We start from the raw sequence: 12,886 nt of genomic DNA on the forward strand, positions 1-12,886 counted from the left end.
CCTCCGCTCGCGCCGCTGGTGCGCACCATGAGTCCGCCCGCCGCGGGCCGCCCTTCCCCGGCCTCAGCTGAAGACGATCATCGAGCCCTGGGCGAGGCTCCGGGTCGCCGCCGCGTGCAGGCCCAGCCACACGTGCCGTTCACGGGCGAAGGGGCTCGGGTCGTACGGGGCCGGCAGCGCCGGCTCCTCCAACGCCGTGGGCGCGAGCGGCGCCTCCGAGGCGACGGGCGGGTTCGCCGGGTCGATGCCGATCGACGAGGCCACGAGCTCCAGCTCCCGCAGCAGCGCCTGGGACGATCCCAACGGGCCGCCGCCGGCAAGGAGTTCGTCGTTCGACAGGGGGTGCGGGAAGTCCACCGGCACATAGGCGCCCGCATGGTCGTAGTGCCACACCAGATGCGACTGCTGGGCCGTCGACTCGAACATCTCCAAGAGCTGCTCGTAATCGCCACCCAGCTCGTCGACCGGGGTCACGGCCAGTCCGCACACCTGAAGCAGATAGGCGCGGCGCAGGAAGTGCAGCGCGTCGTAGTCGAAGCCCGCGACCGGCGCGACCTCGCCGGTCAGCCCCGGCATGTACTGGTACACCGGCACCGGCGGCAGTCCCGCCTCGCCCAGCGCCTTGTCGTAGAGGGCGAGTTCCTCGGCGAACGGGTTGTCGGGCGTGTGGCACAGCACGTCGACGAGCGGGACCAGCCACAGGTCACAGGCCAACAGTAAGCTCCTCGGTCATCGGTGTGGTGCAGGCAGCGTAGTGCGCACGAGGGCCGGGCGCCCGAAGTGGTGCAGGTCCCATACCCACACCCCGCCGACCCACTTCCCGGGACGCCCCACCAGCTTGTCCACGGTCTCACGCGACCGGTCCGGGTGCTGCTGCGGGGCCGGGACCAGCCCCCGCCTTCCCGTACGGGAAATCGGCCCGTGCCTGCCCCCCAGTCCGGCTTGCTATCCGGCGGCAAGCCACTCGAGGAGGCCCAGGGAGTGCCCGTTGTACGCGGCGACCGCGACCTGTGCGGTGGCGGGGTCGCGGCAGGCGAGCGCGTCGACGACCTCGGTGTAGCCGGACCACAGGCGGCCCCTGAGCTGGGTGACCCTGCGCAGGTGCTGGACCACGCACACCCAGGACTGCACCCGCAGCCGGTGCAGGAAGCCGGCGAGGTAGGGGTTGCTGTACAGGGCGCCCAGCTCGCGCCAGAAGCGCAGGTCATAGCCGATCAGGACGTTCAGCTCCCCGTTGGCGGCGGCGCGCTGGGCCTCCTCGCCGCGGCGGCGCACCCCGGCCAGGGCGGAGGCGAGAGCGGGGCCCTCGATCGCTGCCTCGCCGTCGTTGTCGACGAGGAGGCGGAAGATCCCGTCCGTCACGAGGCCGCGGGCCTCGACCATGCCGCGGTAGTCGTCGAGGGAGAAGGCGTGCACCTCGAAGCCGCGGTGCTGCACGGCGTCCAGGAGGCCCTGGGCCGACAGGTCCACCAGGGCCTCACGCACCGGGGTGGCGGAGACGCCGTACTGCTCGGCGATCTCCTTCACCGTGAACTCCTGCCCCGGCTGCAACCGGCCGGCCAGCACCTCGTCGCGGAGCGCGTCCGCGATCTGCTGCCGCAGGGTGCTGCGGGTCACGGCGCCGTTTCCGGTGCTGCCGGGCATGGTCGGGGCATCTCCCTCGTCATGTGCGGGGTGGCGTGCTCGTACACCTCTACGAGCACGCCACCTTACGCGTTCGGGGTCCCGGCGATATCTCCTTACTCCGTGTACTCGTCCGCCACGGAGAGCGCCGCGTCGAGGGCCGCGAGTCCTTCCTTCAGCTCGGCCTCCGTCACATTGCACGGCGGCACGACATGGGTGCGGTTCATGTTCACGAACGGCCACACGCCGTTCGCCTTGGCGGCGGCGGCGAACGCGGCCATCGGCGCGGCTGCCTCCCCGGCCGCGTTGTAGGGCACCAGGGGCTCCCGGGTCTCCTTGTTCCTGACCAGGTCCAGGGCCCAGAACATGCCGACGCCGCGTACCTCGCCGACGCTCGGGTGGCGCTCGGCCAGCCGGCGCAGGCCCGGCTCCACGACGGACGCGCCCAGGTCCGCCGCGTTCTCGACGATGCCCTCCTCGGCCATCACGTTGATCGTCGCGACGGCCGCCGCGCACGCCAGCGGATGCCCCGAGTACGTCAGTCCGCCGGGGTAGGCCCGCTTGCCGAACGTCTCCGCGATCCTCGCGGAGATGGCGACGCCGCCGAGCGGCACATATCCGGAGTTCACGCCCTTGGCGAAGGTCATCAGGTCCGGGGTGACGTCGAACAGGTCCGCCGCGAACCACTTCCCGGTGCGCCCGAACCCGGCCATCACCTCGTCCAGGATGAAGACGATCCCGTACTTGTCGCACAGTTCACGGACGCCCGCGAGGTAGCCGGGCGGCGGGACCATGATCCCGGCGGTGCCGGGAATGGTCTCCAGGATGATCGCGGCGATCGTCCCCGGCCCCTCGAAGGCGATGGTCGTCTCCAGGTGCTCCAGCGCTCGCTCGCACTCCTGCTGCTCCGTCTCCGCGTAGAAACGGGAGCGGTACGGGAACGGCGCCCAGAAGTGCACCACGCCCGCGGCGCCGCTGTCGGAGGCCCAGCGGCGCGGGTCACCGGTGAGGTTGACGGCCTGCTGCGTACCGCCGTGGTACGAGCGGTAGGCGGACAGCACCTTGGGGCGTCCGGTGTGGATCCGCGCCATGCGCACGGCGTGCTCCACCGCGTCGGCGCCGCCGTTGGTGAAGAAGATCTTGTCTAGGTCGCCGGGGGTGCGCTCGGCGATCAGCCGGGCGGCCTCCGAGCGCGCCTCGACGGCGAAGGCCGGCGCGAACGTGGCCAGGGAGGCGGCCTGGTCCTGGATCGCGGCGACGACCTTGGGGTGCTGGTAGCCGATGTTGGTGAAGACGAGTCCGCTCGTGAGGTCGAGGTAGCGGTTGCCGTCGAAGTCCCAGAAGTAGGACCCCTCCGCACCGGCGACGGCGAGCGGGTCGATGAGCTCCTGCGCTGACCAGGAGTGGAAGACATGCGCACGGTCCGCGGCCTTGACGGCGGCGCCGGCCTGGGGGTCGGTCTGAGGGATCATGCGCCCGAGCGTAGGAGCCCGGCGCACGGGCACGACACCGGCGTCCTGTCTGCGGTCGGGCCCGGAACGCGACAGTCTGTCGACAGGGCGGCCCCCGCGACGGCCCGTGGCGGACTCTCGGAGGTGCGGCACTATTCTCGGGCTGTCGCAGCAGGGGGTAGGGGTAGGTGAGGCGGCGATGGAGAAGCTGGGGGGCGGGGATCCGCTGGGGATCCCCCCGGGCTCGAGGCTCCAGGGCAGTGCCGGGGCCTATCGGCTGCTGGCACGGCTGGGGGCCGGCGGCATGGGGAACGTGTATCTGGCCCGGTCCGACCGGGGGCGTACCGTCGCCGTGAAACTCGTCCGGCGGGAGCTGGTCGAGCAGGAGGAGTTCCGGGCGCGCTTCCGGCAGGAGGTGGGGGCCGCGCGGCGGGTCGGCGGGTACTGGACCGCGCCCGTCCTGGACGCGGACACCGAGGCCGAGATCCCCTGGGTCGCCACCGGCTATGTCGCGGGCCCCTCCCTCCAGAGCGTCGTCTCGCGCGAGCACGGGGCCCTGCCGGAGCGGTCCGTGCGCGTCCTGGCAGCCGGGCTCGCCCACGCCCTTCAGGACATCCACGCCGCCGGGCTCATCCACCGCGACCTCAAGCCCTCCAATGTGCTGGTGACCATCGACGGCCCCCGGGTGATCGACTTCGGCATCGCCCGCGCCCTGGAGACCAGCACCGGCGCGGGGCTCACCCGAACCGGCGCGCTGGTCGGGTCGCCCGGGTTCATGGCGCCCGAACAGGTGCGCGGCGACCGTGTCACGCCCGCGTGCGACGTCTTCTGCCTGGGGTCCGTCCTCGCCTACGCGGCCACGGGCGCCCTTCCCTTCGGCAGCGGGGGCAGTGGGGTGCACGCCCTGATGTTCCGCATCGCCCAGGAGGACCCCGACCTGGCGGGCGTGCCCGAGAGCCTCCTCGGTCTCGTCCGCGACTGCCTGCGCAAGGACCCGGCCGCCCGGCCCGCCCCGGCTCAGATCCTGGAGCGGACCGGCGCCGAGGACACGGTCTCCGGCGGCCGCGCCCGGGACCCCTGGCTGCCCGGCTCCCTGGTCGCCCAACTCGGCCGTCACGCCGTGCGGCTGCTGGACACGGAGGACCCGGAGGAGGCCACGGCGGTGGTGACCCGGCCGGGCGGCACCCATGGCACACCGGTAGCGGCGGCCTCGGGCGACGCGGTGAGCCTTCGGAGCGCCGCGGACGCGCGGGGCACGGGGAGCGCGGCGGGCGTCTCGGTGGGCGGCGGCACCGCAGACTCGGCGGGTGCGGGTGCGGGTGCGGGTGCGGGTGCGGGTGCGGGTGCGGGTGCGGGCGCGGGCGCGGGCGCGGGCGCGGGTACGACGGCGGCAGCGGGCCCCGCGGGTCCGGACGGCGCGGACGGAGCGCCGACGGTTCCGGACGGGCATCCGCCGGACGCGCCCGGCGGCGCGACGGATACCACCGGTGCGCCCCGGCCTTTGGTGGACCTCACCAAGCGGCAACGGGCCGCTCCCGTGAATCCCGAGGTCCCGCCCGAGCACGCGCCCGCGTCCGAGCCGCCGTACCGGGCCGCTCCGCCGCCGGGCCGCCCGGCCTCCCCCGGCCGGCCGCCTACCCAGGCCGCCGGTCCCGCCGGGACGCCGCCGCCCGCCGCGTACGGCTACCCGCAGCAGCACCCCCAGCCTTCCGGACACGGCCACGGCGCATTCGGCCCCGCCCTCGGCCCGACTTGGCCCTACGGCCCGTACCCTCACGGCGACCCGGGACAGGCGAGCTGGGACCACGGCGAGACGGACCGGCAGGAGCCGCGGCGAAGGAGTGGCCGCTCGACCGCCGCACTGCTGGTCGCCGCCCTGGTCGTCGCGCTCGGCGCGGGCGGCTCGGTGTACGCGCTGATGCGCGGCGGCGGGACCACGACCAGCGGCGGCGGCCGGGGCACCTCGCACGCCTCCGCCGCGCCCACCACCCCCGCCCCGGACACACCCGCGCGGTCCGCTCCGGCCGGCGCGAGCCCCACCGCCGAGTCGCCCGCGGCCGGCCTCGTCCCCGACGCCTTCCTCGGCACCTGGACCGCCGCGATCGACTCCGCGGGCGGGCACCACACCCGCCGCCTGGTCATCCGGCAGGGCGGGGTGGGCGACCCGGTGCTCTCGCTGACCGCGGACGGCCCGGCCGGCAGCGGCACGTACCACTGCGTCTTCCGGGCCGCGCTGGCCGGACCGCCCGGCGCGGGCGGCCCGTTGGACATCGGCCCCTCCTCGGTCGCGGAGGGCCGCCCCGCGTCCGCCTGCACCCCGGGCGCCGCCACCGAGCTGACGTCCCTGCCGGACGGCCGCCTCCGCCGTGTGAACACAAGCAGCGGCGAGTCCCTCACGTACACCAGGCAGGGCTGAAGTCCCGTCACCACGCGGCCCGTTGAACGTCACGCGAACTTCGTCGGCAGTCCCCTGCCGACCGTCGCCGACGGGCCGTACGGTGACCGCACAATCGGCTCGGGGGAGTGGCGGGGGACCCACGGTGCAGTGGTTGAGCCCAGAGAACGTCGTGGCCGTGGGAACCGCGGTCCTGGGCATCGTCGCGTCCGGCGTCATGGTCTGGTACGAACGCCGGGTGCCGCGCCGCAAGCGCATCGGCTACCGCGTCCAGATGGACAACCCGATCGGCGACGACGTCCGCTCGGGGCGCGCCAACAGACGCCTCGGCCTCTTCGACGAGACCCCGGGCATGGTGGACGCGACACTGGTCCTGCTGCGCATCGAGAACGACGGCTCGCAGGGCATCGACCGCGACGACTACACCGGCCCCGAACGCCACGGCCTGACCGCGGTGTTCACCGACCGCACCATCCGCGGTGTGTCGGTCACGCAACCGACCGACACCGACCACCTCATGGACCACTTCACCGCGGAGCGTGGCTTCGGCTACGAGGGCAACCGGCTGCGCATCCCGCGGGTCCCGCTCAACCGGGGCGACCACTTCAAGCTGCTCGTGCTGCTGGCCGGCGGCGACGTGGGCCGCGACATACGGCTCATAGGCGGTATCCGGGACGGCGAGGTGCATCCCAATCGCAGCGCCACCCCGGACGAGACGCCACCCCTGTTCAGCCGGGCCGCCCGGCTGATCAGCATCACGCTCACGCTCAGCGTTCTCACGCTCGCCGGCATCGTCATCGCCCGCGACGACCATCCGCTTCCCATCGACTGTGCCCGCGGCAGCCTGACGGTCACCGGTTCGACGGCCTTCGCGCCCGTGGTGCGGGAGCTGGCGGAGGGGTACAAGAAGAAGTGCCAGGGCGCCGACATCACGGTGGACGCGCGTGGCAGCGAGGCGGGGGTCGGGGAACTCGCCGCCGCGGGCACCCGGTCGAAGCGCGCCCCCGCCATGATCGCGTTCTCCGACGGGCCCACCCCCCGGGCCGACGGGGCCGGTGAACTCGTCGGCAGCCGGGTCGCCGTGTCCGTCTTCACCCTGGTCGTCAACGAGGGCGTCGACCTCGGGCGCGGGCTCTCCCTGACGGACGTCCGCCGTATCTACCGCGGGCAGATCACCCGCTGGAAGCAGCTCGACGCCCGCCTGCCCGACCTGCCCGTGGTGCTCGTGAGCCGCAATGCCGACTCCGGCACCCGCCAGATTTTCCAGCGGCGGGTGCTGGGAAGCTGGGAGAGGGTCCCCAGTACGTCGCTGGACTGCGTCCACCAGGACGACGCGTCCGCGCCCCTCGCGCGCTGCGAACTCGACTCCACGCAGAAGGTGCTGGACGAGGTGGCCCGGATTCCGGGTGCCATCGGCTACAGCGAACTCAACCTCGCCCTCCGTCACAAGGGCCTGCGCCGGGTGTCCCTGGACGGCGCCGCGGCGTCCGTCGAGGACATCGAGTACCGCAGGAGCAACTACCCCTACCGCGGTGTCGAGTACGCCTACACCTTCCGCCGTCCGCCGACGGGCTCCCTCACCGCCGGTTTCCTCGGCTACGTCACCCAGAGCACCGGCGAGAGCGTGATCCGGACCCACCACCATCTGCCGTGCTCCGCGGAAGCGGTGCTGCCTCTTTGCGCGGACGACGACGGTTGAGACCGCCGCCCGCCGCACCGGCTCGCTCGGTCCGTCCCACCTGCTCGCTCCGTCCGTCTCACCGGGGGTCCGGCGGCCGTTGCCTCGGCATGTTCGGGCGGGCCCCCGTGGGCGGCGTGAACCTCCCCGGCACCGCCCCTTCGGCCCGCGGGGCGGTGACCCCGACGGACTGGAGCACCAGCGGCGCGGACCCCCTGCGGAACTCCACCATCCAGTCCGCGGTCTCCGCCCGCATCAGCTCGGTGACGTCCTCGCAGAACCGCCGCAACACCGAAAGGCACCGCTCCGCCGCCTCTCCCGCGGTCCCCTCCGTCGGCCCGAGCACCTCCCGCACGCTCTCCGTCGCCCAGTCGAACTGGAGCGTCTGCAGCCGCCGTTGCAGGGCCTGGGCGGTCGCCACGTCCCTCATCCACCCGGAGGTCACCCCGAAGAACCGGTCCGCGGCGACGCACGCCATGCCCAGCAGCAGCGACAGATACGCCCACGGCACGGCGCCGTCCGCCACCCCGGTCAGATCGAGCAGCGGCAGCGCGGCCCCGCACACCACCCCGACCGCCGTGCCCCCGCGCAGCGCCCGCGCGGCCCGGCGTTTCCAGACCCGGTTCGCGAGGTACCAGGCCGCAGTCTCCAGCGCCCGGCGCTCCGCCCACCGGTACAGCTCCTCCAGCCGCTCCGCGGGCTCCCCCCAGTCGCCGTGCGGGAACGGCCGCCCCCCCAGGTCGCCCGGCCGAAGCCCTGCCGCGCCGTCGTCCCGCCCGTCCTGGAGCGGACCCTCCGGCTGCATCTCCGGCTGACTCACCCGGCACTCCCTACGTACGTCTCCGACGTTCCGCGATGGCCACTTCGCGGGTGCGGCGCCCGCCCACCCTGCGCACGCTCCGCGTTGTGCTCGTGACGCATGGTGCTGAAGCGCCGGACCCTTCCTACCGTCCTCAGGACGGCGAAGACCCTGGTTTCCTCGCTTTTCCGCCCGGAAGTGGGCCATGGCCGGGGGAGGCCGCCCCGCAAACCCACTCGAAAGAGTGCCGTCGTGTGCCCTGCCCGACTCCGGACGGACTACCGGAGCGCTCGTCCCGGTGACCACGTAGGCTCGTGCCAGGCGGCAAACCCCGCCCTGACAGCCGTACGCGACCTGCCAGCCGTACCGTACGAGACCAGGAGCTGATCGTGATTCCCGGTGGTGGCCAGCCCAACATGCAGCAGTTGCTCCAGCAGGCCCAGAAGATGCAGCAGGACCTCGCGCAGGCCCAGGAGGAGCTGGCGCGGACCGAGGTCGACGGCCAGGCGGGCGGCGGCCTGGTGAAGGCCACGGTCACCGGCGCCGGAGAACTGCGGGGCCTGGTGATCGACCCGAAGGCCGTCGACCCCGAGGACACGGAGACCCTCGCCGATCTGATCGTCGCCGCCGTCCAGGCGGCCAACGAGAACGCGCAAGCGCTGCAACAGCAGAAGCTCGGCCCGCTGGCCCAGGGCCTCGGCGGCGGCATCCCCGGCCTGCCGTTCTGAGTCCTCCGGCCCGTCCCTTCTGCGCGAGGCGAGGGCCAACTACCGTACGTACCAGGAAACCGAGCCCGGCTACGGTACGCACCGAAGCTCTCCAGGAAAGGCAGTCCGTTGTACGAAGGCGTGGTCCAGGACCTCATCGACGAGCTGGGGCGGCTGCCCGGCGTCGGTCCCAAGAGCGCCCAGCGGATCGCCTTCCACATCCTCCAGGCCGAGCCGGCGGATGTCCGCCGGCTCGCCCAGGCGCTGCTCGAAGTGAAGGCGAAGGTCCGCTTCTGCGCGACCTGCGGCAACGTGGCGCAGGAGGAACTGTGCGGCATCTGCCGTGACCCACGCCGCGACCTGTCGGTGATCTGCGTGGTGGAGGAACCGAAGGACGTCGTCGCGATCGAGCGCACCCGCGAGTTCCGCGGCCGCTACCACGTCCTGGGCGGCGCGATCAGCCCCATCGAGGGCGTGGGCCCGGACGACCTGCGCATCAGGGAGCTGCTGGCCAGGCTGGCCGACGGAACGGTCACCGAGCTGATCCTGGCCACGGATCCCAATCTGGAGGGCGAGGCCACGGCCACGTATCTCGCCCGCATGATCAAACCCATGGGCCTGAAGGTCACCCGCCTGGCCAGCGGCCTCCCGGTGGGTGGCGACCTGGAATACGCGGACGAGGTCACCCTCGGCCGCGCCTTCGAGGGGAGACGACTCCTAGATGTCTGACGCCACGCTGCACTCCACGACGCAGGACCCGGACGACTTCGCCGTTCAGATCGCGGATCAGATCGAGAGTTTCCTGGTCGCCGTCACGGAGGTCGCGAAGGGCGACGAGCCGGACTCGGCCGTCCCCTTCCTCCTGCTGGAGGTGTCCCAGCTGCTGCTCGCGGGCGGCCGGCTGGGCGCGCACGAGGACATCGTGCCCGAGGAGCGCTATGAGCCGGACACGGGCCCGGACGCGGACGTGGACGAGCTGCGGGAACGCTTCGCCACCATGCTGGACCCGATCGACGTCTACTCGGAGGTCTTCGACCCGTACGAGCCGCGCAGGGCCCCGGTCCCGGCCCGTATCTCCGACGACCTGGCGGACATCATCACGGATCTGCGCCATGGCATGGCCCACTACAGTGCGGGCCGCACCACGGAGGCGCTGTGGTGGTGGCAGTTCTCGTACTTCTCCAACTGGGGCTCGACGGCGTCCGCGACCCTGCGCGCGCTCCAGTCCGTGGTCGCGCACGTGCGGCTGAACCAGCCCCTGGCGGAGCTCGACGGCCTCGACACCGACCAGGACCTCGGCGACGAGATCCTTGCGGAGGAGGCGGGCCGGGTCATGGCCCGCGAGATCGCGGGACCGCTGGGGCTGCGGCCGGTCAAGTAGGCGGCGCCCGCGGAGCCACGCGTGCCGCGGCCGGCGCCTGTGACACGCGGCACGTTTTCGAGTAGGGGATGCGCGACGGGGGCAGGTGCCGTGCGGAGCGGCCCGGTTTCCTCGCGGAAGGCGGCGGTGAAACCGTCGTACGTCCGTCCTGGATCCGAAGAAAACCGGGATGATCCCGAAGTGAGCGGGACATCTCACCATGCGGTATCCCGGAAGGGAAATTCGGTCGCTCGATAGACTGAGCCGACCGCACAGGCAATGCGCAGGTGCGGAAAGAGACGGATTGAGCGAGGAGCGCACGTGGGCCTTGTCGTGCAGAAGTACGGAGGCTCCTCCGTAGCCGATGCCGAGGGCATCAAGCGCGTCGCCAAGCGGATCGTGGAAGCGAAGAAGAACGGCAACCAGGTGGTTGTCGTGGTTTCCGCGATGGGCGACACGACGGACGAGCTGATCGATCTCGCCGAGCAGGTTTCCCCGATGCCTGCCGGGCGTGAGTTCGACATGCTGCTGACCGCCGGAGAGCGGATCTCCATGGCCCTGCTGGCCATGGCGATCAAGAACCTGGGTCACGAGGCCCAGAGCTTCACCGGCAGCCAGGCAGGCGTCATCACCGACTCGGTCCACAACAAAGCCCGGATCATCGACGTCACGCCGGGCCGCATCCGCACCGCGCTGGACGAGGGCAACATCGCCATCGTCGCCGGTTTCCAGGGTGTCAGCCAGGACAAGAAGGACATCACGACCCTGGGTCGTGGTGGCTCCGACACGACCGCCGTGGCGCTGGCCGCGGCCCTCGACGCCGAGGTGTGCGAGATCTACACCGACGTCGACGGCGTGTTCACCGCCGACCCGCGCGTGGTGAAGAAGGCCCGGAAACTCGACTGGATCTCCTTCGAGGACATGCTGGAGCTGGCCTCCTCCGGGTCCAAGGTGCTGCTCCACCGCTGTGTGGAGTACGCCCGCCGCTACAACATCCCGATCCACGTCCGCTCCTCGTTCAGCGGGTTGCAGGGCACGTGGGTCAGCAGCGAGCCGATCGAGCAAGGGGACAAGAAGGTGGAGCAGGCCATCATCTCCGGTGTCGCGCACGACACCTCCGAGGCCAAGATCACGGTCGTCGGCGTGCCGGACAAGCCGGGCGAGGCCGCCTCGATCTTCCGCGCCATCGCCGACGCAGAGATCAACATCGACATGGTCGTCCAGAACGTCTCGGCCGCGTCGACGGGCCTCACGGACATCTCCTTCACGCTCCCGAAGACCGAGGGACGCAAGGCGATCGACGCCCTGGAGAGGGGCAAGACCGCGATCGGCTACGACTCGCTGCGCTACGACGACCAGATCGGCAAGATCTCCCTCGTCGGCGCGGGCATGAAGACCAACCCGGGCGTCACGGCGTCCTTCTTCGAGGCGCTCAGCGACGCGGGCGTGAACATCGAGCTGATCTCCACCTCCGAGATCCGTATCTCGGTGGTGACCCGCGCGGACGACGTCGCGGAGGCGGTGCGGGCGGTGCACAGCGCGTTCGGCCTGGACTCCGAGAGCGACGAGGCCGTGGTCTACGGAGGCACCGGGCGATGACCGGCCTCCCCCGCGGGGGCGAGGACCGCAGGGCGTCCGCGGGCGCCCTCGCGGGCCGGGCACGGGCTGCCCGCCCGACGGCCCGGCGGGCGCGCCGTGCGGGGCTCCGATGACGGCGCGGACCGGGCGGCCGACGCTCGCGGTCGTGGGGGCGACCGGCGCCGCAGGCCTGGTCATGCTCCAGATCCTGTCCCAGCACGCGGACATCTGGGGCGAGATCCGTCTGATCGCCTCGCCCCGCTCGGCCGGCCGCAAGCTGTCCGTGCGCGGCGAGGAGGTCGAGGTCGTCCCGCTCGACGAGGAGGCACTCTCCGGCGTCGACGTGGCGATGTTCAACGTGCCGGACGAGGTCGCGCGGCAGTGGGCGCCGGTCGCCGCCGCGGCCGGCGCGGTCGTCCTGGACAACTCGGGTGCGTTCCGCATGGACCCGGAGGTCCCGCTGGTCGTGCCGGAGGTCAACCCGCACGCCGCCCGGGTGCGTCCGCGCGGCATCATCGCCAACCCCCACTGCACGACGCTCTCGATGATCGTGCCGCTCGGCGCGCTGCACGCCGAGTTCGGCCTGAGCGAGCTGGTCGTCTCCTCGTACCAGGCCGTGAGCGGCGCGGGGCGCGCGGGCATCGACACCCTGCGGCAGCAGCTCTCGCTGGTGGCGGGCACGGAACTGGGGACGAACCCCGGTGACGTACGGCGCGCGGTCGGCGACAACACGGGTCCGTTCCCGGAGCCGGTGGCGCTCAATGTCGTCCCCTGGGCGGGATCGCTGCGCGAGGACGGCTGGTCCTCGGAGGAGATGAAGGTCCGCGACGAGTCCCGCAAGATCCTGGGGATGCCCCGGCTGCCGGTCGCGGTCACCTGTGTGCGCGTGCCCGTGGTCACCGCGCACTCCCTCACCGTCCACGCCCGCTTCGAGGACGAGGTCACGGTCGACCGGGCCCGGGACATCCTCGCCACCGCGCCCGGAGTCGTCCTCTTCGACGATCCGGCAGCGGGCGAGTTCCCCACGCCCGCCGACGTGGTCGGCACGGACCCGACCTGGGTGGGCCGGGTGCGCCGCGCCCTCGACGACCCGACCGCGCTCGAACTGTTCGTGTGCGGGGACAACCTGCGCAAGGGCTCGGCGCTGAACACCGTGCAGATCGCGGAACTCGTCGCCGCGGAGCGTGCGGCCCTCTAGCCCCAACGCCGTTCAGTTAGGCGTGAGGACTGTTCGTCAAGAGTGGTGAACGAGGCAGCGGAGCTGCTGTAGAAGAGGTTTGTCCTCCAAGACATCC

11 protein-coding genes are annotated in these 12,886 nt (G+C 72.2%); 7 read left to right on the top strand and 4 right to left on the bottom strand.

Annotated elements, in window-relative coordinates; genetic code table 11:
* Nucleotides 1-63: 63 nt before the first annotated feature.
* The 3 genes from ABZ823_RS06970 to ABZ823_RS06980 form a co-directional block, all read right to left on the bottom strand.
* Complete coding sequence (locus ABZ823_RS06970) at nt 64-714, bottom strand: hypothetical protein (RefSeq protein ID WP_361654697.1); 651 nt, start codon at nt 712-714, stop codon at nt 64-66.
* Nucleotides 715-945: 231 nt separating this feature from the next.
* Entirely contained in the window at nt 946-1,644 is a 699-nt protein-coding gene (locus ABZ823_RS06975; protein ID WP_361654699.1) for a GntR family transcriptional regulator, read from the bottom strand.
* A gap of 95 nt (nt 1,645-1,739) precedes the next feature.
* Entirely contained in the window at nt 1,740-3,095 is a 1,356-nt protein-coding gene (locus tag ABZ823_RS06980) for an aspartate aminotransferase family protein (protein ID WP_361654702.1), read from the bottom strand.
* 178 nt (nt 3,096-3,273) lie between these two features.
* Here ABZ823_RS06980 and ABZ823_RS06985 point away from each other — a divergent pair, with 178 nt between their 5' ends.
* Together ABZ823_RS06985 and ABZ823_RS06990 are read left to right on the top strand one after the other, a co-directional pair.
* On the top strand, nt 3,274-5,490 hold the full coding sequence (locus tag ABZ823_RS06985) for a protein kinase (protein ID WP_361654705.1): 2,217 nt from the start codon (nt 3,274-3,276) through the stop codon (nt 5,488-5,490).
* 124 nt (nt 5,491-5,614) lie between these two features.
* On the top strand, nt 5,615-7,168 hold the full coding sequence (locus ABZ823_RS06990) for a substrate-binding domain-containing protein (protein WP_361654708.1): 1,554 nt from the start codon (nt 5,615-5,617) through the stop codon (nt 7,166-7,168).
* A gap of 58 nt (nt 7,169-7,226) precedes the next feature.
* On the opposite strand, the gene ABZ823_RS06995 is transcribed toward ABZ823_RS06990, so the two are convergent.
* Entirely contained in the window at nt 7,227-7,967 is a 741-nt protein-coding gene (locus tag ABZ823_RS06995; protein WP_361654710.1) for an SLATT domain-containing protein, read from the bottom strand.
* A 368-nt stretch (nt 7,968-8,335) separates the two neighbouring features.
* Here ABZ823_RS06995 and ABZ823_RS07000 point away from each other — a divergent pair, with 368 nt between their 5' ends.
* The 5 genes from ABZ823_RS07000 (at nt 8,336) to ABZ823_RS07020 (ending at nt 12,789) form a co-directional block, all read left to right on the top strand.
* Nucleotides 8,336-8,674: a YbaB/EbfC family nucleoid-associated protein gene (locus ABZ823_RS07000; protein ID WP_361654713.1), complete on the top strand. Its 339-nt coding sequence runs from the start codon at nt 8,336-8,338 to the stop codon at nt 8,672-8,674.
* Nucleotides 8,675-8,782: 108 nt separating this feature from the next.
* Nucleotides 8,783-9,382 (top strand): recombination mediator RecR, encoded by a 600-nt coding sequence (gene recR / locus ABZ823_RS07005; RefSeq protein WP_361654716.1) that lies wholly within the window; start codon nt 8,783-8,785, stop codon nt 9,380-9,382.
* Nucleotides 9,375-10,034, top strand: coding sequence for a DUF5063 domain-containing protein (locus ABZ823_RS07010; RefSeq protein ID WP_361654719.1), 660 nt, complete (start codon nt 9,375-9,377; stop codon nt 10,032-10,034). The genes recR and ABZ823_RS07010 overlap by 8 nt, the downstream gene beginning before the upstream one ends.
* 300 nt (nt 10,035-10,334) lie before the next feature.
* On the top strand, nt 10,335-11,612 hold the full coding sequence (locus tag ABZ823_RS07015) for an aspartate kinase (RefSeq protein WP_361654721.1): 1,278 nt from the start codon (nt 10,335-10,337) through the stop codon (nt 11,610-11,612).
* Nucleotides 11,613-11,721: 109 nt separating this feature from the next.
* Complete coding sequence (locus ABZ823_RS07020) at nt 11,722-12,789, top strand: aspartate-semialdehyde dehydrogenase (RefSeq protein WP_361654723.1); 1,068 nt, start codon at nt 11,722-11,724, stop codon at nt 12,787-12,789.
* The last annotated feature ends 97 nt before the right edge of the window (nt 12,790-12,886 follow it).

This window comes from Streptomyces sp. NPDC047079, assembly GCF_040643755.1.
In the GTDB taxonomy this organism is placed as follows: domain Bacteria; phylum Actinomycetota; class Actinomycetes; order Streptomycetales; family Streptomycetaceae; genus Streptomyces.